Genomic DNA, 22940 nt, shown 5'->3' on the forward strand with positions numbered 1-22940 from the left:
CGGCTGGCGCATGGGCTTTGCCGTCGGCAACGAGCGGCTGATCGCGGCGCTCACCCGCGTCAAGTCCTACCTCGATTATGGCGCCTTCACGCCGATCCAGGTGGCGGCGACACATGCCCTGAACGGCGATGGTTCCGATATTGCGGAAGTTCGCAACGTCTATAAACGTCGCCGCGATGTCATGGTCGAAAGCTTCGGCAAGGCCGGCTTCGACGTGCCGCCGCCGGCTGCCACCATGTTCGCCTGGGCGAAGATCCCGGAAAAGTTCCGTCATCTCGGTTCGTTGGAATTTTCCAAGCTGCTGGTCGAGAAGGCTGACGTCGCCGTTGCCCCGGGCATCGGCTTCGGCGAGATGGGCGACGACTACGTGCGTCTGGCACTCGTCGAGAATGAACACCGCATCCGCCAGGCTGCGCGTAACATCAAGAAGTTCATGTCGACGGCAGACGAGACGATGCATAACGTCATTTCGCTGAACGCGCACCGCTAATCCAACTCTCAAGGCAGCCGCACCCCGCGGCTGCCTCCACACAGATATTTCAGGATCGATCCATGGCAGATGCCCTCAAAATCGGCATTGCGGGCTTGGGCACCGTTGGCGCCTCGCTAGTCCGCATCATTCAGCAGAAGAGCAACGAACTTGCCGTCACCTGCGGGCGTCCGATCACCATTACCGCGGTCTCCGCGCGTGACAAGGCAAGGGACCGCGGCATCGATCTTTCCGCCGTCAACTGGTTCGATCGGCCGGAGGATCTTGCCGAAAAGGGTGATATCGACGTCTTCGTCGAGCTGATGGGCGGCGCCGAAGGGGCTGCCAACACTTCCGTCCGTGCCGCACTCCATCGGGGTCTCCATGTGGTGACAGCCAACAAGGCGCTGCTAGCCTATCACGGCGTCGAGCTTGCAACGATCGCCGAGGAGAAGGGCGCGCTTCTGAACTTCGAGGCCGCGGTCGCCGGCGGCATCCCCGTCATCAAGGCCCTGCGCGAATCGCTGACCGGAAATGCCGTCTCGCGCATCTACGGCATCATGAATGGCACCTGCAATTACATCCTGACCAAGATGGAAAAGGAGGGGCTTTCCTTCGCCGAATGCCTGAAGGAAGCGCAGCGGCTGGGTTATGCCGAGGCCGATCCCGCCTTCGATATCGAGGGCAACGACACGGCCCATAAGCTTTCCATCCTGACGACACTTGCCTTCGGCAATAAAATCGCGGCCGACGACATCTATCTCGAAGGCATCACCAACATCTCGATCGAGGATATCCACGCCGCCGCCGAGCTCGGTTATCGCATAAAACTCTTGGGCGTTGCCCAGCGCACCGATACCGGCATCGAGCAGCGCGTTCATCCCACAATGGTGCCGGTCGATTCGGTCATTGCCCAGGTCGACGGCGTGACCAATGCGGTGGCGATCGAATCCGACGTGCTCGGCGAACTGCTGATGGTCGGCCCCGGCGCCGGCGGCAATGCCACCGCCTCATCCGTGCTTGGCGATATCGCCGATATCGCCAAAAGCCAGCCGGGCGCCCAGCGCGTGCCGGTGCTAGGCCATCCCGCCAAGGCGCTGGAGCCCTACCGCAAGGCGCAGATGCAGAGCCATGAGGGCGGCTATTTCATCCGCCTGACCGTGCTCGACCGCACCGGCGTCTTTGCCAGCGTCGCAACCCGTATGGCCGAAAACAACATCTCGCTGGAATCGATTGTTCAGCGCTCCAAACAGCATCTGGCGCCGTCGCACCACCAGACGATCATTCTCGTCACGCACGCGACGATGGAAGAGTCGGTCCGCAAGGCCGTCGCCTCGATCAAGTCGGAAGGTTATCTCTTCGGCGAGCCGCAGGTAATTCGCATCGAGCGGCCGAAAGAGGACGGCTGACCGCTTTTCCCGTTTATGTGGAACCTTTAAGCCGCCCTGTCTCTACAGGGCGGTTTTTCTGTGATTTTTTCAGCCTTCCCTAACGGAAGTCTATATTAACAGATACCGAAATATTGATATAAATAAAACCACAGATGGTGAGTCGTCGGCGTGGAGAATTTCATGAGCAAGGACAGCCACGCCGATAAGGGCTATGGCCGCCCAAGCGAGGTGCCGCCGGACCGTCCTGCGATGCTTGGGGAAATTCTAAAGCCGACCTATCGTGACATTCGCGAACAAGTTCCTGACGAGACGGATGACGATGAGCACACCGAAGGCCGCAACTGGGCTATTCTTCTGACGCTGTTTTCGTTCCTGCTGGGGCAGCTGGCCGGCGTCGCCATGATCATCTGGGCGGTATTCTGGTAAAAACCCGTGTCTGCAAATCCGCCGCTATGTTATCTCCGCTGCTCCTGTAGAAAGAGCAGATGAAGTCAACGGAGTGTGGCATGGCAGATCTCGTCGATCCGGTACAGCGAGCCTTTCTCGGCGTGGAGAAATCCGCGCTCGACAATCGCTGGGTTTCTCGGCTCGACCAGGCTGGCCAGAACCGGGCGCTCGCCATGTCGCAGACCCACGGCCTGCCGGATCTGATCGCCCGCGTGCTGGCCGGCCGCGGCGTGCCGGTGGACGATGCGATCGAATTCCTCGACCCGACCATCCGCAGCCTGATGCCCGATCCCCATAAGCTGACCGATTGCGAAAAGGCCGCGACCCGTCTGGTGAGCGCGATCGAGCGCGGCGAGACCGTCGCAATCTTCGGCGACTACGATGTCGACGGCGCAGCCTCATCGGCGCTGATGTTCCGCTTCCTCAGCCATTTCGGCGTCAAGGCGAACATCTATATTCCCGACCGCGTCTTCGAAGGCTACGGCCCCAATCCGGCAGCGATCAACCAGTTGATCGACAATGGCGCTCAGTTGATCGTTACCGTCGATTGCGGCTCGACCAGTCACGAGGCGCTGGCGGCCGCTGCCGCGCGCAATATCGACGTCGTCGTCATCGATCACCATCAGGTGACACATGAGCTGCCGCCCTGCCACGCGCTCGTTAATCCGAACCGCGAGGACGATCTCTCGGGGCAGGGGCATCTTTGCGCCGCCGGCGTGGTCTTCATGGTGCTGGTCGCCACACTCAGGCTGCTGCGGGCGGCCGGCAACAAGCGCATCCTGGCGCTCGACCTCTTGCAATGGCTGGATATCGTCGCACTGGCGACGGTCTGCGATGTCGTGCCGCTGAAGGGCCTGAACCGCGCCTATGTGGTGAAGGGGCTGGTCGCCGCCCGCCACCAGAGCAATGCCGGGCTTGCAGCACTCTTCCGCAAGGCCGGGCTCGCCGGCCCGGTGACACCCTATCATTTCGGCTTCCTGATCGGTCCGCGCATCAATGCCGGCGGGCGGATCGGCGACGCCGCCCTCGGAAGCCGCCTGCTGACGCTTGAGGACGCCGGGGAGGCGGAATTGATCGCCCAGCGCCTGGATGAGCTCAACCGCGAACGGCAGGCGATGGAGGCGGTCATGCTGCAGGAGGCGGAAGCCGAGGCGCTCGCCGAATATGGCGACGGCGAGGGCGCCTCCGTCATCGTCACCGCCCATGAGAAATGGCATCCCGGCATCGTCGGGCTGATCGCGGCGCGGCTGAAGGAAAAATTCAAACGGCCGGCCTTTGCGATCGCCTTCGATCCCTCCGGCCGCGGCACCGGCTCGGGCCGCTCGATCAACGGCTTCGACATGGGCCGAATGGTGCGGGCTGCGGTCGACGAGGGGCTGCTCGTCAAGGGCGGTGGCCACGCCATGGCGGCAGGCCTGACGGTCGAGCGCGCCGATCTCGGCAGGCTGAGGACCTTCTTCTCCGAGAAGTCGGCAAGGACGGTGGCGAACCTCGTCGCCAATGAGACCTTGAAGATCGACGGGGCGATCGGCGCCAGCGGCGCCACGCTGGAACTCATCGACCGACTGGAGGCCGCCGGCCCCTATGGCTCCGGCCATGCTCAGCCGCTCTTCGCCGTACCGGCGCACCGAGTGCGGGATGCACGGCTGGTCGGCGAGAAACATGTGAAGGTGACGCTGGAGGCAATGGATGGATCGCGGCTCGACGGCATCGCCTTCCGCGCCGCCGATACCGCGCTCGGCAACCTGCTGCTCAACTCGCGCGGCGCCAGCCTCCATGTCGCGGGCTCGCTCGGCGCCGAGCATTACCAGGGTGCGCGCCGCATCCAGCTGCGCGTCTGCGATGCAGCGCCGGCGAAATAGGGGCTGTCGCGCAACCGTTTGAAAGAAATGGAATTTGGAGAGAAAGTGGCACGCCCTAGGGGAGTCGAACCCCTCTTCCCAGAATGAAAATCTGGTGTCCTAACCGATAGACGAAGGGCGCTTCCTTCGTGGTGGCGCCCTTATAGTCAGCACGTTCGAAAGCCGCAAGCGCGAAGGCGTGAAATAATCACGGTTTTCGCTGATTTTTTTCTGTTGTGGAAAACTGCGCCGTCGCGGGAAGGTGAAGCCAGAAAAGATCGCCGTTGGGATGCCTCCGTCCGATTGCACAACCAAGCTGGTACGCCCTAGGGGAGTCGTCTCCCACATTCCGTTGTTCGTACGAACGCCTGTGGCTGTAGACTGTCAGTCTAACCCTTCAGGCAAATATCCTCCGGGGGTCCGGGGGCGGAAGGCCCCGGTCTTCAGGGGGGTGCGGGGGGACCGGTCGGCGCCGTCTCAGCCAAAACCCAATAAGCCGCGGAAACCGAGGTTCCGCGGCGAGTGCCTACCAAAGAAAAGCTAACCCTTCACGGTCATCGGCATCCCTGCCTGTACCGTGATCATAGATTGCCATGTAAGTTCCCGATTGGCAACGGCGTTCGAAGCGGATTCCGACAGTGAAAGGCCAGCCGATCGTCAGCGAAAAGGGGGCGTTAAATCTCAATTTGCCCGACCTACAATCGTGTCTTCGGCATGTTGCATCAGTAGTGACCGGTTCAAAATGACTGCGTCTACGAATGCACGCATGTCACATATAAATTCAGATGTGAGCGCATCGGCGTCGATATGATCGTCGCATTCTCGTCTTTTGAAGCGAAGAGGTATCTCCACGTCGTAGTTGCGATCCAGCAGCACGCGATAATCAGTGAGACACTCAAGATGGGACGCTACGTCTGCAAGAGCATCTTCAAGGTCCCACTCTCTTGCTGCTATCTCTTCGTCAGTGGCTGAACCCTGTATTGCAAGTTTCAGGAGACGCAGCTCATCGCCCGAGACTCCATCGATTTCGCCTGAGGGGATCGTTGGATGCGAACGTGCGATGCTGTCGACCATTTGCGGAAGATAGGATGTGAGGCTTTCCGCGAACGCGCCGAAGGAATGGTCTTCGTCCTGCTTGATGGCTCTCAGGAGTCCAACAAAGTTCTGCTGCGATGAGCGGAGTTCACCCAGACCTCTTATTACGAAGTAGGTCTGCCTGTTCAATACAGGATCTTCAGTCAGGACATCATCAGGAACATATCTCATTGGCGTATCTCCTTTTGGAAGCACGCTGCGCTGGTCCGTGGCCGGGCGTCAAGACCTGGCTTCTTCGATCAGTCGCCGGTTGCCGCCGAACGAGGAGTTGTCGGCTTTCCCTTATTCTTCGGTTTCTTTTTCTCAGACGGCGTCTTCGGATTCGCAACTGTCTTAGCCGGCCGATTTATGCTGTTAAGCTCTCGCTTTTTCCCTGCCGTGTTATGGTTGAAAATTCCCCAGCCGCGGTCTTCTGCCGGCGCAACGAACTCAATTCCACATTCTTCGTAGAAATGCTGAACGAGGAGCGCGTACTGAGGTAGGTCACGAACGCCTCGCTCGATCCTATGGATGGTCGCTCTCGAGATTCCAGCGTGCTTCTCGACCTGTGCCTGACTAAGACCAAGGAACTCTCTTGCGACCTTTAGGATTTCTGGCGGCACCATCAGCATAAGGATTCAATGCCATGTATCCACAGGCGTCGCAAACCGATGGAAATAAATGTTGACGTCTGGCGTCAGGCGCCTTCCATTGGATGCATCAATCATCCAATGGAGTTGTAAATATGCTGAATCCTTCACGTCACATCCGGCAGTTTCCCAACGATTTTCGAATCGGTCAGTCAATTCTGAAGCGCCTTGGGCGTGCGGGGTCCGTGTGACATGCATCATCATCTCGACAGTAAGGTCTTCGCGGAGACCAGCAGCAACACGGCTAAGTTCCTCATGCTTTGCGCTCTTCGGGAGGCTCTTCGCGGAACTGACCAGTTCAAAAGCAATGCGAAAGGCATCATCGTCTGCATCGTTGACAAGGCTTGGATCTGGTACGCGAAATCGGCTGCGGACGTCCTGATGACAGGCGGACGCGAGCGTTCGTTTTACGACGACTTCCGACGTCCAGTGCACATCATCGGTGAATCATCCCGGCGTACGACATCGAAGGCTGTCGAGGACTTTGCGATTTTTCGCCCGGAACACCAGGTCATCTACCTTGCGTCGTCTTTGGACGGTGTGAAGCTTTCGCTGCGGTTGGCCGCTGACGTGATTGTCAACATCTCGCCGCCCACCGCGAGGCACGTGATCGCGGCGCGCAAGGTGCTCGGCGTCGAGGACGTCGACCTCCCTCTTGCAGAAGCCATCGCACAGCAACCGGCGGAGATCGTGATCGGCCTCACTGCCAGAAGCAGCTTGAAGGGACTCGACATAGCGACTCTGACTAAGCCGATCACGGCTCCCGTCCGTTCTCCCAAGCTGTCGGAACTGCCTGGGTACGGTCCAGCACGTCCTTGGATCGACGCGATCAAGCAGGACGTCGCCGACTGGCGAGAGGATGCAATCTCGTGGACGGAGGTCGATAGGGGCGTCCTCCTCATTGGCCCGCCTGGAACCGGCAAGACGCTTTTCGCCGCTGCGCTCGCCAATGAGCTCGGTTTCGATCTCGTTCGGACGTCGGTGGGTGCATGGCAAGGATCCAAAGATGGTTATCTCGGCGACATGCTCGCTGCTATGTCCAAGTCGTTCGCCGACGCCACGTCACGTCGCGGCGCGGTTTTACTGGTGGATGAACTCGACGCCATCGGGGATCGCGCTACGATGCGAGGAGATCATGCCTACTACGAAGGCAATGTCATTGGCAGGTTTCTCGAGCTGACGACGCACGCGCTGGAGCAGCCAGGAACGATCATCGTCGGTGCGACAAATTACGCCCACCTGATCGACAACGCTGTTCTCAGATCCGGACGCTTGGAGAAACACGTGTATCTCGAGTTGCCTGAGGATGAGGAACGTGCGGAGATCCTTGCCTATCATTTCAATCAGACGCTCCCTGCAAAGGACCTGCGCGCGATCACAGACAAATTAAGACTCGTCACTCCCGCCGACCTGGAAAAGCTAGCGCGCGCGGCAAAACGAGCGGCAAGGATCCGAAAAGGGGTTCCCAGCATCGAGGACGTCAAAGCCGTCCTTCCAGCACAGATCCCGCTTCCCGAAACCGTCGTTCATCGCATCTGCGTGCATGAGGTCGGTCACGCACTTATGGCGATGGCATCGGGGTCAGCGGATGTAATCAGCATCAGGGTCGAATCCCACATGGTGGAGGGTCAGCCCGTGCAGGACGGCGGTCGACTGCATTACAGGATGCGCAATGAAGCACTTCCGACGGACAAGGATTTGCTCGCGAAGATCAGGATCATGCTGGGCGGCACAGCCGCTGAGGAAGTCGTGTTCGGCTACAGATCGATCGGAGCCGGCGGCGTCGAAGGGAGCGACCTGGACCAGGCTACCCGACTGGCTTACCGACTGGTTGGCAGCTATGGCCTGGGGAAATGGCTTCGTTACCAGATGGGTGCGAACCGCGTAGACGAATCCTTTGTACCGACACCGGAGCTTCGAGCCGAAGTCGACGGAATACTCGCGCGGGAATATCGGGCGACGAAAGAGTTGCTTAGCAAGGAAAAGGCTCATCTCATGCGGCTGGCCGCCGAACTCGTCGTCGATCGACAGTTGCTCATCGACAAAAATGTAGGCACGACGACGTCAAACGGCAAGGATTAAAGCGCCACGCGCGGCGGCGAGAAACGACGTCAGGATCGAGACCTGAAGGTTGCATGGAATTCACAGTCTACTGTCATGAAATCATGTCCGGGTCGGATGTCGGCCTCCATTTTGCTGCAACACTCAAGCGGTCGAAAGCGGAAGTGGGAGAGTACCGGGCGGCTCTCCGGCAGATCGATCCGACGGGCGAACCGCTGGGCACTATGTATATATGAGATGGTTCGGCGGATGCCCGACGTCGCGACCATGATCGACCTTCGCAACTCCCCTGAATCCCTCCTCAAGACTTGCTTGATGAGCAGGAAGCTTGTGGTGTTCACGGTCGACACAAGCCACGCCACATCGGGTTGATGTTCTCGTCGCTTCCTGTTTCAACAGAATCTGATTTGGAAGGAAGGATGCGTCGTAAATTGGCAGCGCTTCTTGCTAGAAAGGCCGTGCCCCACTACATCTCTGGTGCTGCGCCCTTCGTCTATCGGTTAGGACGACAGATTCTCATTCTGTAAAGAGGGGTTCGACTCCCCTAGGGCGTACTTTGCGAAGTCAGGCGTCGACCGCCGTCTATAATTGCTCGTGGCATCGCCCATGCTATTCGCCGCTGGCTTTGAAAGGAAACTCACGGAATGGACTAGAGGGTCGCTACGCTTGGTCTTTACGAAATGGTCCTACTGGCGCTGCCTTTCAGAACGTGTGGCGACGAGGTCACTCAATTTCGTTGCCGGCAGGAGCGCGCCGCTAGGCTTAGATCCAGAACCACGACGTCGATGCGACCGTGCAGCTCTTTGGGCATCACCTCTACGATCTTTGCTCGAAGCTCACCGGCCGACCCCACACCGTGATTCAGGCGTCCCGCAACCCTTGTCTCCGGACCGAACCAGAAGACGAGGTAGATCCCCTGCTGCTCCGCATCATGGTGGCTTGAATACCGTTCGCTGAGCTGCGTCGATGCTGCGGTGAATAGCTCCAGGTGCCACTGGCCTTTCGCCTCGACGACAAGAAGTCGTCTTTCGCCGTTGATCATTGTGGTCACGGTGAAATCGCAGCGGTTGTCGTTGGCCACGTGATGCTCGATGACAAGCGAGCTTTGCATTGCCTGAATGCGCCAACGAAGTGAGTCTACGACCCGGTTTCGGGCGGTGTTCTCATCAACATGGTCGCCGCTGGCGAGATAGTAGGTCTCTGCGAGCGGAGCGGTCTCTGTGGAGCGCAGCCAGGTCTGCAGCCATTCGAGCTCTTCGGTCACGAACGCACGAAGATCTTCGACGCTTGCGATGTCATCGTGATCTAGCATCCGCACGACATCCCGCGGCGAAGGTGGGCTGAAATCGGTAAGGGCCATCTTCTTCACGCTCTCGACCCGCAACGTTTGCAAAGTGGCCGTGTAGTCCTTGAACTTGACGTCGGCAAGCATCCTAGCAAGCACGGGCAGCGCGCGCTCGGGCGTATCCTGCCCGATGCGCCAAACCACCTCCGAAAGGAAGCGGTATGCCGTCTCCTCGGGTGGATCGTCCGATCCGAAAGATGACGGAAGTTCAACAGGGGGCCATTCCTCAACGAATGCGTCGAGTATCTTGAAGATTTTGTCGGCCCCCAGTGCAGGCCATCCATCGGAAGGATCCGCGAACCTGCCGGTCCTGCGCTCGAACACCAGGACCAGATCTCGGTTACCGCGAAGTTCTTCCCAGCCGTCCTCGCTGGCTGAGAAGAAAAAGAACCGTCGCAGTCTCCAAAAGAGCAAGGTGTCTGTTCGCCTCTTCTCCTGTTTGGGATCGGCAAGCGGTGCCATCGCCATTAACTCGCGTATGCGCTCAGCGATCAGAGTATTCAGCGTCCCCCGATCCGCAGTTGCTGCTGCGATGTCAAAGAGTTGGTCGCGCGCTCTGAACGGCATGTCCGGAAATCTCTGAAGCCACTCGATCGAGAGGGCGGCCCGCAGTACCGCGAGGATATTCTTGTGCGAAAGCCACCAGACGTTCATCGGGTTCTCGTCGCCCTCCTTTCTGAAGCTCGGCTCGATGAAGCTCCGAGCAAACTCCAGCGCGCTGCCTTCCTTCGCGAAGAGTATCCGGTCGAGCTCGCGCTCAAAAGCATCATAGTCCCTTTCTTCCATCCAGTCGCACTTGACGGACTCCACCTTGGCCGCTGTCAGCGCTCTGAGGTTAATACCTTCAAGACTTCGCGTTGAGATGAATTCGAGCCAGCAAGAGGCAAACGCCGTGCATGCAGACGGCCACCACCGACCTTCGCCAAGCTGCTCAAGTGTTGGAAGCTGGTCCATGATGCGAGGCAGGCAGTTGCGCAGCGCGGTTTCCACCAGTCCGATGTCGTTGGTGTATTCTGACAATCGATTGCGGTCGTGGAGGTAGAGTGGCGAGAAGACGCCGATCCATCCCAGATGCTCCCCGCTCTCGATAAGTGCACGATCTTTGGCAAGATTCTGCTTCATGCGTGCGGTCCGAGCTGCCTCCCGCTTCTGGCGGCGGCGTTCTTCGCGCTTCCATCCGCGAAGTTGCTGCTTGCGCCCCGATTGGTATGCTCGTTCGAGCTTTGCCCAGGCGCGCATGAACGCCGGATTTTGTCGTGCCTGCTCGCGAAGACATCGACGGTAGGCGTCCGGCCCGAGCGTCTCCGATCTATCGGCGGGTCTTGACCAAAAAGCCGCCCAGAGTACTGCATTCCCGACTTCGAAGGCGTGGTCGGCCAGGTGCTGGGCGTCGCCTGGGCGAAAGGCAAGACCCGAGTGGCCGTGGCCGTCCCCAAGTTCCCATCGCTTCTCCCAAACCTCGGTCTCCGTAGTCATCGAGGAGAATGCCAAATGGTGAAGCCGACGTCGCAGACCGTCGTTTTGAGAGAGCGACGCGATGGCCGCGCCCGCATCCGTCCCAGCACTGTTCTCGAACCAAAGGGAACGAATCCACGCCCACACCCGGCCTGGATCGTGAGGACCGACGAATGCCTCGAAGTAGCGGTCCGCAAGATGGCCGGCGACCTTGCTCGTTCCAGTCCGGCACTGGCAGTCGAAGTTCTTCCGCGCGCATGTGCAGCTCAGGCCGCTCGTGAGACCATCGAGATGTTCGGCCGCCGTCCGCGCATTTATCGTCTTCACGAGCTCCACAAGATGGTAGGCGGTCATAAGGCTGTCCTGGTCGCGGAGCCTTCGGCGAGCGGGATACGTCGATGCGAATGCTTTGAAGAGCTCTGCAAGGTCCTGGAAGCTGTAGGCGTCAACTCCGGCCACGGAGACGATGTCGATTGCCACTCTCATTGAGGATGCCGACGCTTCCTGCACCAGCGGTGTGATGTCTTCGAGGTCGGAGGCGCCCGCGAGACGGCGCACGGCTCGAGATGCCAATATCCGTGCGGTAACGTCAGCCGAGGGGTGCAACATTATGGCGCGAACGTCCTGGGCGAGGGCGGCCGGACCACCCGAGTTGACCAGCAGTTCAAGCAGGAGATCCAAAAGCGGAGAGGTTAGAGGCGTGGATTTCAGAAGTCCTCGGACGTCCTCCACGAGGCTATCATTGAAAAAGCCGCCCACGCTGAAGCGCCGCCAGTAATCGCTTCGACGAAATCCCGGATACTCGCCTGCCAACGCTTCAAGTCTCTGAAGCAGCCGTCTCTTCGCATCCGTAGCTAACTGCGAAGGGTCGCCATTGGCGAGTACCGCATAGGGGTCCAAATCCACTGCCGCGCGTTGGATCCGCTCGTCCCCGGCGGACGCGAGCCATCCCAAAAGGCCTCGCAGTTCGTCGCGCACGGCGCCGTTGGGAGCGATGATCGCGAATGTTCGACGTAGCGAAAGAGGACGGCGGGAGTCCGCGATCCTTCGGGCAAGATGCTGGCCTGCGAGGTACTCCGCCACGATTCTATGAATCGGCTCGTGTCGGTCCGGCTCGTCAGCGGGCTTCAGAAGCCGCGTGTCCAGCGCGTCGTAGGCCGATGCGACGGCAGTAGGCGTCATCGCGGCCAGATAGGGATAATCCATGTCGGCGAAACCCTGTTTCGTCGACACTCCTGACGCACCGGCAAGCAAAATTTTCGCCATCACGTCGGAAGCAGTTTCCAATATCTCGTCGATCGGCGCGCGAGGCTTCGACAGAACACGGCATCCCGTTTCCAGGGCGAGGTTCGCGGCTGCATCACGAAAGATCTTCGCCTTCGAGGAAAAATGACGGCCGCTCTGGACGTACGCTGCTGCAAACAACGAGAGAAACTGAGGATTGCCGAGCAGTGGAGTGAGTTCGAAGCGGTCTGCCTCCGAACGAAATGTTTCGAACGTCTCCTCAGGAAAACGCGCGGCGAATAGTTCCCCTTGTTCGGCGGTATCGAAATGTTCGATGAGGGCGATGACGGGACTGATCCCGAAACACTCCTTTATCCAATGAGTGCGAGCTTCCTGCCATTCGCTGGATCTGCTGGCAAAGATGACACGGCCGTTGGAGAGTTCCTGGGCTTTGACGACGATCTGGTCCACCGATGACTGATCAATCTTCGCCGCTTCGTCCAGGGCGTCGATTATCAGGGGTGCGCCGGCTGCGACGGTCGTCTGATGGCGAAAACGACTGGCCCTTACGGGCGTGACGCCGAGCAGCTTTCCGAACCGATTGAGCAGTTCCGTCTTTCCTGCGCCTGGCTCTGCGAGCACGACAAGAACAGGGCCTTGTTCGAGGGCCTCTACTTCGGAGAGGAGCCTCTCGGCTATCTTGAGGCGGCGGTTAATGTAGATGCTGTCCATGGACGACGCGTTGGTCAATTCTCTAATGCTTTCCGTCCGATGCCTTATCCGCTTCCACCGAAACCTCAAAGACGGCTGTCGATCGACCATCTCGGACCGCTCCGGCGCGCGCAATAGCTTCTCCAGTGGCATTCCACATGGACATGCCTGCAAAACCCATGACTTCGTTATGGCCGAGGGATTCAAATGAGGAAAACGCCGGCGGCGACGCCCGCAGCAAATTGGCGCGGGAGCCTTCGCAGCAAGTCGGGATCAAAGAGGTGTGCTGCGTCTCCGGCGTCTTTTTCACGTCGCCCTGTACGAAAAAGAGTACCAGTGCCAGTATCGCCACGGCGCCGCCGCCCGTCCATGCCGCAACAAAAAACGCATTCTCCGCCATGGCGGTCGGATTCTTGACGAGGCGTTGATACTCGGCGTCCGGAAGGAACCGATAAAGTCTTGGTTGCCAATATCCGCGCGCCTTCCGTTGCATTCGAACAAACTGCCAACCGGAGTAGATCACCATCGCGACGTAGGACACCGCGACCAACATCAATGCGTCGATAAGCAGAACGCTTGTCGTCGACGTCAATTTCGCAGCCACGAGACCAAGGCCGACTGCAAGCGCCCCGGACACGGCGGTGATAGTCTGACGCGTCGCCTCGGTCACCTTCGACGTCTCTTCCGTGACTGCCTTGCGCAGGTCGCCTAGAGCCTTGAGCGTGTCGGCACCGATAGCGGCAAGGGACATTTCGAAGGCGATGCGCGCGCCCTCCAATGCCAGCTTGATGTCCTGTCTGATAACGTCTGTAGCCACTCCCGGTCCTATGCCGGACCGAGCGATTTCCGCCGCTAGTAGCGCGTGCCTGGTTTCCGTGTCACGCTCGTTCTCGAAGACCCAAGACAGGGCATGCTGAAGCTCGTCGAACGCAACTTCAAGCGCGAAGGCCTCAAGCTCTTCTTGCGAGGGCGCCGAAAGCGCGACGCGCGGCGGTCCACGGAATCTCAGAGCATTGCTCTCGGCGTCGATCTCGTTGGGAAGGCAGCGCAGCAGCGATTCAGCCGCAGCTTTCGACCACGCATTCCGATAAGGATCAGCGACACCCCGATCGGCAGCAGGATTCCGTAGCAGCCACATTCCTACGTTATCGGGAACTTTGCGATCTGCCCCGTATTCGCGAACCAGGAAGCGCGGATTCTTTGTCTTGATCTGCATCGGGAGCGGTTCGTCCCGTTCCCAGGGCAGGAACGACAGGGACCATGTGCGGATAGGCGAGTTGAGCCCGGCCACCCACCATCGCGCGGAAAGCTCTGCGGCGTCCGGAAGAAGGTCCTTGAATCCCTGGAGCGAAAGGACTGCGAGGGCATCTTCGAAAGAAGGTTTGGTGATCACGATCCTGAACGGAGAAAATGCATCGTCCAGCTCATCCACCAGCCAGCCGGTGCTCTGACTGTCCGAGATGGCGAAGGGCCATTCCAGGCGGACGCACACGTCCGCCAGCGAACGAGCGTCGGCGGCGACGAGGTTCGAAATAGTCGCCGTCTGAGCACTCTCGCGCACGAATGCGCCGCGAGAGTGCAGGACGTCAATTAGGCTTCCTATTTCCCTCGCGGACAACCTTGTCCTCCGTGACGTGCGCCGTCCTGATTGTAATCTTCTCTCCGCCGTCGCCGAGTCTTTCCCGCTCGACGATCGCTTTGTCGGCTCCGTCCGGATAGAGCAGTACGACGCCCTCGGTCGTTGTCACCCTCCGCAATGGCGGCAGTCGCAGAACGTTCCGGTCGGGTGGGAACGTCAAGCCTTCAAGTTTTGCCGACCGGAGCTTCCGGGCGACGCGCTTTTGAACGTCGGCGGTAAGCTCTTCATTTCCGATCCCCTCTGCGGCCGCAATGACGACTTCGGAGATTGCCTCGCTGTTGATCATCGCCCGGTCCCGAAGAGCCGCAGTGACGCGTCGAAACGCACGGGCGACGTCCTGGTCGGGCAGATGGGGTCGAATCTCGTCTAGCGTCGTCCGAAGAAGATTTCGTACCGTCCGGGTCAGTTCTTCATCGCTCCGGGTCCGCTTCACCTGAAGAAATCTCGCAAAGTAGTCCGCAATCTCGATGCCGGGCATCATCCGGTCCTTCGCCGATATGGCCGCCTCAGCAACACCGTCGACCACTCTCACGAGGGCGGACTTCTGGACCGCGCGCTTCTGCGCGACGAAAGCCTGGAGGATCAGCCTCAGGAGGCTGCCATCATCGCCGGCAGGCGCCTGCTCGATCACCTGCTGATAGTCGTACTTGATGAGGCTATAGAGCCGCACGCGATCGTCGTTGGTCCGCAATTCGAATACGAAGAACGCACCTGCCCGGCTAGTGCGATCGTGTAACAATGCGAAAAGCCGGGACACTTCCTGTGCGCCCGTTTCAAAGGATTCATCGCCTACCGCAATGCGTTCGAGGTGAAGCTTTAACCGGGAATCCTCTGTAAACTCGAAGATTGCGGCGGCGTCTGTGTCTTTAATCCGATCGAGAAAGAATTCTCCATGCTCCACCGGCCGCGCACGCTGGGGTTCAAAGTCATTTTCGCTGACAACATGCAGGATCATGTTCTCAATGCGTAAAGATTGCAGTTCTTCGTCATTAAAAAATCCCACGGAGGCTTTCCATTTTCGAGTTACCAGGAACCTACGAATCGACCCCATCCATCGCCGCGACGTTACTTTGCCAAACCAGTAAATTTGTGCAAGCGTGGGTGTAGTGTTCTTGCTCTCATGCCTCCGAAAGTCGCGCTATCGATGCCAATGTTCTCTTTATGTTCTTTCGAGGCGGTTTGTCAACCGTGCGTCATACAACGGGATACACTTGAGTTTCTTCGTAATGTCATTTCCGCACGTCGATATCTTTTGATCGGCTTGCATACTCACCCGTCTGCTACTACTGGAAGGTAGGGGATAAACACATAGTTAGATCGTTGGAAGGCGTCATGTTCGCTGTGTGAAAATCTGCGGCCGCTGCAAGGCTACCGGGCGAGGATGCCATTGAAAACTGCAATCTCGACCTTGCTTTCAGTATTCTCCCCCGACAATTCGACACAACGTTCTTCATGGCACGAGCATCCGTCGCAACAAAAGTCCAGAAGGCTCTGATATGATACGCCTTGGTAGTTATATAGGCCCTGATCTCTCCCTCGACCCAAACATGGGCGACGCGAAAAGAGCGCTCTGGGAGTACCTTCGACGCTCTCCAGAAGAACGCGCGCAACGTCGGGTGCCCATGGACGAAACTTTCTATCTTTCCGAACCAGTCGTCGAAGCTGTTCGAAGGCGCTGCCTTGAAAAGTGCGTGTTCTGCGAACGGGACGGTTCCTTTATCCAATTGCGGGTGGAGACGTTCAGACCGCCACGAGATGCTGCGGGCGGCTTCGCTGAGGTTCACTCAGACTGGTATGCGTGGCTTGCGTATGAATCTGAAAATCTCATTCTCGAGTGCGTTGAATGCTCAAGTCGAAGACGAACCGAGTTTCCTGTTCAGGGGGAGCGCGCTCCCTACCTTGCAGCCATGGAGGAGGTCCGGCGGCGTGAACGTCCGCTGATCGTGGATCCGTATCGCGGTCGCGTTGAGACGCACTTCTCGTTTCTTGCTGACGGGCGAATCGAGGGGACGAGCGCTGAGGGCCGAACTACGGTCGCGCTTCTGCGTCTCGATCATGAATACCTCTGCAAACAGAGGGGGGATGATATTGGAAAATTCCTCGCTGACCTACGTATCCACGTCTCGGAAAGGCCGAGACATGGCGAGCAGGTTGACTCGATGCTCCATCGCTGGCGCCCTTTCGCAGGCGCGCGGCGTGGCGTCGCTAGGCGGCTGTTCGAGGGTATGGAGATCGCGGGTGCGATCATCAAGGGATCAATTTCAGCCTTTCCGGTGATCCTGTCGAAGGCGATGGATGCAGCCGAGACGCCGGATCGCGACAGGATACTTCAACGCATCAGTTCGATGGTTGCCGAAGATACGACGCGCCAAGTCGATCGCCTTGTGTATCCACTTGAAGACTTCCGGCCTGCACGGGACACCGAACGTCAGAGCAGTCGACCGCCGGCCGCATGGATCGAGCGAGTGCATTTTGAGAGTTTCAAGGGCCTGAATGACATCACCCTGAAATCGATACCCGCGAGGAGCGACGCCAAAGGGGTCCCATGTCTCATGCTCCTAGGCGAAAACGCCGTAGGGAAGTCGAGTATTCTTCAGGGAATTGCGCTTGCGTTAATCGGTCCGAGTGAAGCGAAGCGGCTTAAGGTCGAACCCGCCGATTTGCTTCGCGCTGATAGCGGCCCGCGCTTTGATCAATTGTCGCCGGAGGATGCCGTTGTCCGCATCGATTTCCGCTTGTTCGGCCGAACCACCATATTCACTCTCGACGCCGCGCGGCGGAAAATTCGAGGCGCATCCGGGCCGGCCGGTCTTGTGCTTGGCTACGGCCCACATCGCTACTTCGATCCACGTCGGTCAGAGCGACCCAACACTGCCCATGCCCGTGTGCGCTCGCTATTCAATCCCACAGCCGCATTGCCGTTCCCGACGACTTGGCTGAATTCACTCGATCCTGGCAGCTTCAACGAAGTGGCCAAGCTCCTGCGCGTAGTTCTAGCACTTAGCGATAATGATGAGGTCGTTCCCGACGTCGACGGGCGCATCTGCGTTGCGATGGGCGGGGTCCCTGTTCCCCTAGAGCGCTTGAGCGAAGGCTACCGCTCCATTCTTGCGATGATCGTGGACATAGGGCGCGAGCTTCTCCGCTACTTTGACAATCTCGAAGATGCTGAAGCTGTGGTTCTAATCGATGAGATCGATACGCATCTCCATCCGAGGTGGAAGATGCGTGTGATGGGCGCGTTGCGCCGTGCGTTGCCGCGGGTGCAGTTCGTAGTCACAACGCACGATCCTCTTTGTCTTCGTGGCATGGAGGACGGCGAAGTGATCGTGCTACAGCGCGACGAAACGGGCGCGATTTCGATTGTTCCTGACCTGCCGAGCATCAAAGGAATGCGGGCAGATCAACTGCTAACCTCTGACTTCTTTGGTCTTTCAAGCACAATCGATCCCGAGACCGAACTGGGCGTGGCACGGTTCGTCAAAGCTGTCACCGACCTGCCAGACGCTCAGGTTGATGAAGCAAACCGTATGGTTCGGCAGCTCGTGCTGGGTGACACCGCTTTGGAGCAGGTTGTCCAGGAGGCTCTCTCGCGCTTCCTTTCAGAACGAGAGCGCCCGAAAGGAACACTCAGGACCGAAGCTCGAGCGGAAGCCGTGCAGGTGATACTTGATGCACTGCGGAGAGAGGGTCGGGCCGGCCCAGGCTCGGAGCCCCATAGCGCATGATCTTTGTGACACGTGGAGATGAGGAACCGGCGTCATTGTCGTCGGTAGCGACGATCGCGCAGGCTCAAGCCGCGGCCTCCCATTATGCGACCTGGGTCGCGGGCGATCCGGGGTTCGACGCCTTCACCCGATACCGTGAGTACGACGTCAAGCAGATGCTTCGCACTTTGTTCCACGGCAAGTGCGCCTACTGCGAGAAATTCATCGAGAAGGGCATCTCCGAGGTTGAGCATTATCGGCCAAAGGGAGCTGTCGATGGTGCGGATCATCCCGGCTACTGGTGGCTGGCGTTCAAGTGGTCCAATTTGCTGCCGACATGTCCCGGCTGCAATAAGGGACTGAAGCACCATCTGGTGACGGCCGACATGACAATTGCTGAGGTGGAGGTGATGCAAGCTACCGAGCCTCGGATCATCATGGGCAAGGCAACTCAGTTTCCAGTCGGCGCACCACGGTTGGCGGCGGTGAGCGATGATCATTTCGCAGAACAGCCGTATTTGATCGACCCGACCAGGACGAATCCTGCACCAGAGCTTTCCTGGCGGCACCATGCGGACTACAGTGTAGTGGAGCCGGCGCAGGACGGGACAGGTTCGAGTATCCTAGGAACTGAAACAATCCGTTGCGTAGCACTCAACAGGCTGGACCTGGTTCAAAGCCGTACGGCGATTTTGAACAGACTTAAAACAAACCGAACAAGAATAATGGAGGACTTGGAACGCGACGTCGGGGACGAGTTGGACCCTGTGTTGATCAGAATCCACCTGCGCGGAGCTTTAAGAAGGGTCGAGGATATGAAGCAGAGCTGCAAGCCTGACCAACCTTTCTCCGCCATGTCGACCGCCTATGTCGACGCATTCGAAGTCGAGCTGAGAGAATGGTTGGAGGCAAAGCTCGCGGGCGGATGAGCGAACTCGGCATCGGTTTCAGGGACAATAACGGGTATTTAAGTAGTCACGCCCCTCGATTGAAATTTCGTTGGCCATTTGAGATTACGCGTTTACTAAGACTCGGGTACCTATGAGATTCTGGCGGACGAAAAGGCTCTGCCTGCGGGGGAAATTATGGCGCCATCAGTTGGACAGTTCGTGCGCGTTCGCGCGCGCCGCTGGCTCGTTGAGAGTGGACCGCTAAGCACTTACTTCCCCGTGGTTCGACTAGCTTGCATCGATGATGATGCCGCCGGCGAAACGGTTGAAGTTCTGTGGGACGCCGAGCTCGATGGTGAGGTGTTCGAGGACGAAGGCTGGGGGCAGATTGCCAAGCAAGGCACTGATGATCCCGCTATCTTTTCAGCTTACCTCAAGACGCTCCGCTGGAACACGGCGACCTCGTCAGACCGGGATCTTTTCCAGGCGCCATTCCGAGCAGGAATTCATCTGGACGCTTTCCAGCTTTTGCCACTGCGCAAGGCGCTGAAGCTTCCCCGAGTGAACCTCCTGATTGCTGATGACGTCGGTGCGGGCAAGACGATCGAAGCCGGCCTAGTCCTCCGCGAGCTGCTGCTTCGGCACCGAATAGATTTCGTTGTGGTCGCTGCCCCTGCTGGTACGGTGCGTCAGTGGCAGGATGAGTTGGAGACAAAGTTCGGCCTGTCGTTCACCATCGTCGACCGCGAGTATTTGAACATACTGCGGCGGGAACGCGGATACGGTGCCGAGCCCTGGTCGTCGGGTTCCCGGTTCATCGTTTCGCACTCGCTGTTAACTGATGAAACCTATATCACCGGACTTCGTGACCTGCTCGGCGACTTTCGTCCGCGCTCACTGCTTATTCTCGACGAGGCGCATCATGCGGCGCCTGCCAGCGGCATGAAGTACGCGATCGAAAGCCAGTTCACACGCGTCGTCCGAGGTCTTGCAGATCGGTTCGAACACCGCCTGTTCCTATCGGCCACCCCGCACAACGGGCATTCGAACTCCTTCTCAGCACTGCTTGAGATCCTCGACCCGCAGCGTTTCACCCGTGGTGTGCCGGTCCGGCCGAAGGATCTGGATCCGGTCATGGTTCGACGGCTGAAGTCTGACCTGCGTCATTTCGGCGAGCGCTTCCCGCTTCGTAAGGTCGAGCCCATTCAAATCGCCGGCCTCCCGCAGAGCGCGCCTGAACTCACGCTTGCCTCTATGCTGCGTGCCTATGCTGAAACCGTCCGGGCGAAGGCGGAAGGACTGCCGCCCCGGCAGGCCGGGTACGTGCGGCTGACGCTGGTAGGGCTGCAGCAGCGGCTCCTGTCATCCATCGCGGCCTTCGCGCGGACGTTGGAGGTGCATCGAAAAGGACTGATGCGGGCGGCTGAAGGAGAAACGGCAAGCTTCGCCGCAAGCGCGCTTGGCCAGGCTGCCGAAATGGAGGAAGAGCCGCAGGATGAGGCCGCCGCCGAATTGTTGCTCGATCAGGACGAGAACGCAGCGGCCGAAGCAGCGGGGATGGCCGCAGCCGCTGTCTCCGACCTCGACATGGTCGAGGATATGCTGAAGATAGCCCGCCGGCATGCGCATGAGCCGGACGCACGTGTCGTTCGCCTTGCCCAGTGGATACGCGAGAACATGACTCTTGGCGGGTTCTGGAACGAGCGCCGTCTCATCCTCTTCACCGAGTACGAGGACACCCGGCGCTGGCTGGAGAAGCGTCTCCAAGAGGCGCTCGACGATCTCTTGCCGGACGATCGCATCGCGTGCTTCACCGGCGCAACTTCGACGGATAGGCGCGAGGAGCTGAAGCGCCGATTCAATGCCGATCCGAAGGAAGACCCGCTGCGAATCCTTATCTGCACTGATGCCGCCCGCGAGGGTATCAATCTGCAGATGCGTTGCCACGACCTGGTCCACGTCGATCTGCCTTGGAATCCTGCGCGGCTTGAGCAGCGCAATGGCCGTATCGACCGCAAGCTGCAGCCTTCTCCGGTCGTGCACTGCCGATATTTCGTCTACGAGCAGCGTGAAGAAGACGTCGTTCTGCAGGCGCTGGTTCGCAAGACAGAGACGATCAACGACGAGCTAGGATCTGCTGGCCAGGTCATTGCCGAGCGTATCAACCGGCGGCTTATGCAAGATGGCATCCGCGGCGCTAAAGGGCTCGCGCGTGAGATCGACGGCGACGGCGAGACACCCGACGAACAAACCCAGACGGCCGTCGAGGAGATGGACGATACGATGGTGGCGCGCCGTGCCCGCCAGGCCAAGGAGCTCGACGACCTCCGGTCCGCGCTGGAAGATTCGCGTGCGCGCGTCGGTGTTGATCCGAACGACCTCATGGCGGTGATGTCTGTTGCCCTCACGCACACGGGTTCCTCGCTGGACGCTCACCGTGACGGCACAGTCGGAAAGACTCCGACCTTCCATCTTGACCCGTCAGAGCCCGCTTTTCAGACGGCAGGTTGGGCGGAGGCACTGGACGACCTGCGCCTTCGCCGCCGCAAACGCAGTGAAACGCTGAAGGACTGGCGTCGCGATGCCCCGGTTCGCTCCTTCAGCTTCAGGCCTGCGATCACCCCGGCGGGTGTCGATGCTGAGGGCGTTGTTCAGGTGCACCTGGAGCATCGGCTTGTCCGGCGGCTGCTCGCGCGCTTCCTGGCGCAAGGATTCGCATCTGGCTTGTCACGTGCGAGCGTAGTGATTGGTCCTGGCGCCCAGCCTCGGGTCGTGTTGATCGGGCGGCTGGCGCTCTACGGGCCGGGGGCGGCACGCCTTCACGAGGAGATCATCCTTGTGACCGCGGCATGGACGGAAACCGGACGGGGCAGCAAACCGCTGAAGCCTTTCGGTCCTACGCGCGAGGCAGCGACCCTCGTCCAGCTTGAGGAGGCATTCCGGGCAGCTCGCGTTCCCGCAGCCGAGATCGTGGATCGCATCCGTCATTACGCCGCGCAGGACGCCGCCGACTTGGAACCGGAGCTGCGTACACGCGCAGAGGAGGCCAAGGCCGACGCGGCGAAGGATCTAGCAAAGATCGCCGAGGCGGAGGCGACCTCGCTGAAGCGCCTGCTGGAGGACCAGCGCGCGCGCATCGCCAAGGCCGACGCCGAGCCGGACGACAAACAGATGAGCTTCCTGCCCGAGATCGTAGAGGAGGTCGAGCAGCGGCGGCGCGATAGACGGCACTGGAAGGCGAAGCTCGACCGCCTCACGAGCGACATCGAGACGGGTCCTCGCCGCGTACGTGAGTCCTACAGCGTGGTCGCGGACCGGCTGGAGACAATAGGACTCGTTTACCTCTGGCCGGAGGGGAATTGAGCATGGCAACATTCGATCCGAACGAGGAATGGCTCGGTCACGTCCAGCCGGTCGGGCTCGTCGTCGCCCCGGTGGTGCTGAAGGCATATGAGCTTGTTCCTGAGCAGCAGACGCGCTCTGATACCGAGGCGATCAAGCCGCATTTGTCGCTAAAAGACTCCGGACCAGCGCTTCTCGATCCTTGGGCCCTCTTCGCCGACATTCTCGGGTGGCGGCCTGGCCGGGTGGCGGGCAGCCCCGGCGGCGCGCCGATCCCCGACGATCTGGTTCTGCGTATCGAGGAAAGCGATATCGAGATCGTGCCACACTGGGCGGTCGCCGATCCTGAGGGCGGCTGGCAGATGCTGGTACGTGTCGAGGCAGCGGGCGTCGATCCGGATGGACGCGGTGCGCTGGAGGGCTGGGAGGCGACGCCGCATCAGCGGCTGGAGCGGCTGTGTAAAGACCGGGAGGTCCGCACGGGAATCCTTGTGACCGACTGCGAACTGCGCCTGATCTATGCCCCACGTGGCGAGACCAGCGGATGGTTGCGATTCCCGCTACGCTCGCTCGGCGAGGTCGGCGGCCGGCCGATGCTCGGCGGCCTGAAGTTACTCCTCTCTTCCTGTTGATTTCCACTGAGAGCTGACCCGGCGCAGCCAGATATTTCCATTGAGAATTGACCCATGTTTCA

14 protein-coding genes and 2 tRNA genes are annotated in these 22940 nt (G+C 59.5%); 10 read left to right on the forward strand and 6 right to left on the reverse strand.

All coding sequences use genetic code 11. The features are described from left to right. The 4 genes from ATY29_RS24715 to recJ all read left to right on the forward strand — a co-directional run. On the forward strand, window positions 1-490 hold a 490-nt coding region (locus ATY29_RS24715; RefSeq protein WP_133118210.1), incomplete at its 5' end, for an aminotransferase class I/II-fold pyridoxal phosphate-dependent enzyme. 62 nt (window positions 491-552) lie between these two features. After that, window positions 553-1878: a homoserine dehydrogenase gene (locus ATY29_RS24720; RefSeq protein WP_025416087.1), complete on the forward strand. Its 1326-nt coding sequence runs from the start codon at window positions 553-555 to the stop codon at window positions 1876-1878. A gap of 162 nt (window positions 1879-2040) precedes the next feature. Continuing rightward, entirely contained in the window at window positions 2041-2286 is a 246-nt protein-coding gene (locus ATY29_RS24725) for a hypothetical protein (protein WP_097537397.1), read from the forward strand. Between the two features lie 80 nt (window positions 2287-2366). Further along, complete coding sequence (gene recJ / locus ATY29_RS24730; protein ID WP_097537398.1) at window positions 2367-4169, forward strand: single-stranded-DNA-specific exonuclease RecJ; 1803 nt, start codon at window positions 2367-2369, stop codon at window positions 4167-4169. A 46-nt stretch (window positions 4170-4215) separates the two neighbouring features. Here recJ and ATY29_RS24735 read toward each other — a convergent pair. From ATY29_RS24735 to ATY29_RS24745, 3 genes are all read right to left on the reverse strand, one after another. Then, window positions 4216-4290 (reverse strand) — tRNA-Glu (locus ATY29_RS24735). Window positions 4291-4829: 539 nt separating this feature from the next. Then, window positions 4830-5414, reverse strand: a complete 585-nt coding sequence (locus ATY29_RS24740) for a hypothetical protein (RefSeq protein WP_097537399.1) — start codon at window positions 5412-5414, stop codon at window positions 4830-4832. 68 nt (window positions 5415-5482) lie between these two features. Further along, the gene (locus ATY29_RS24745; protein WP_097537400.1) at window positions 5483-5854 is read right to left on the reverse strand and encodes a helix-turn-helix transcriptional regulator; all 372 of its coding nucleotides are present in this window, start codon (window positions 5852-5854) and stop codon (window positions 5483-5485) included. Between the two features lie 210 nt (window positions 5855-6064). Here ATY29_RS24745 and ATY29_RS24750 point away from each other — a divergent pair, with 210 nt between their 5' ends. After that, window positions 6065-7954: an AAA family ATPase gene (locus tag ATY29_RS24750; protein WP_097537401.1), complete on the forward strand. Its 1890-nt coding sequence runs from the start codon at window positions 6065-6067 to the stop codon at window positions 7952-7954. 461 nt (window positions 7955-8415) lie between these two features. Beyond that, window positions 8416-8487: transfer RNA gene (locus tag ATY29_RS24760), tRNA-Glu, on the forward strand. A gap of 173 nt (window positions 8488-8660) precedes the next feature. Here ATY29_RS24760 and eruA read toward each other — a convergent pair. Genes eruA through ATY29_RS24775 form a run of 3 tightly spaced genes read right to left on the reverse strand, consistent with a single transcriptional unit; the run spans window position 8661 to window position 15310 of the window. Next, window positions 8661-12689, reverse strand: coding sequence for an NACHT domain-containing antiphage protein EruA (gene eruA / locus ATY29_RS24765; protein ID WP_097537402.1), 4029 nt, complete (start codon window positions 12687-12689; stop codon window positions 8661-8663). 22 nt (window positions 12690-12711) lie between these two features. After that, window positions 12712-14229 carry a hypothetical protein gene (locus ATY29_RS24770; protein WP_097537403.1) on the reverse strand — a complete coding sequence of 506 codons (1518 nt, stop codon included), beginning with the start codon at window positions 14227-14229 and terminating at the stop codon, window positions 12712-12714. A gap of 25 nt (window positions 14230-14254) precedes the next feature. Further along, entirely contained in the window at window positions 14255-15310 is a 1056-nt protein-coding gene (locus ATY29_RS24775; RefSeq protein ID WP_097537404.1) for a nucleoid-associated protein, read from the reverse strand. Between the two features lie 619 nt (window positions 15311-15929). Between ATY29_RS24775 and ATY29_RS24780 the strand changes: the two genes are divergently transcribed. The 4 genes from ATY29_RS24780 to ATY29_RS24795 all read left to right on the forward strand — a co-directional run bounded on the left by ATY29_RS24780 (window position 15930) and on the right by ATY29_RS24795 (window position 22878). After that, window positions 15930-18035 (forward strand): AAA family ATPase, encoded by a 2106-nt coding sequence (locus tag ATY29_RS24780; RefSeq protein ID WP_165779453.1) that lies wholly within the window; start codon window positions 15930-15932, stop codon window positions 18033-18035. Beyond that, window positions 18032-18943, forward strand: coding sequence for an HNH endonuclease family protein (locus ATY29_RS24785; protein WP_097537406.1), 912 nt, complete (start codon window positions 18032-18034; stop codon window positions 18941-18943). Before ATY29_RS24780 ends, ATY29_RS24785 begins: the two co-directional genes overlap by 4 nt. Before the next feature lie 156 nt (window positions 18944-19099). Then, window positions 19100-22267, forward strand: a complete 3168-nt coding sequence (gene drmD / locus ATY29_RS24790; protein ID WP_097537407.1) for a DISARM system SNF2-like helicase DrmD — start codon at window positions 19100-19102, stop codon at window positions 22265-22267. 2 nt (window positions 22268-22269) lie between these two features. Beyond that, the gene (locus ATY29_RS24795) at window positions 22270-22878 is read left to right on the forward strand and encodes a hypothetical protein (RefSeq protein ID WP_097537408.1); all 609 of its coding nucleotides are present in this window, start codon (window positions 22270-22272) and stop codon (window positions 22876-22878) included. The last annotated feature ends 62 nt before the right edge of the window (window positions 22879-22940 follow it).

The sequence above is a fragment of the Rhizobium hidalgonense genome, from assembly GCF_002914525.1.
Lineage (GTDB): Bacteria > Pseudomonadota > Alphaproteobacteria > Rhizobiales > Rhizobiaceae > Rhizobium > Rhizobium hidalgonense.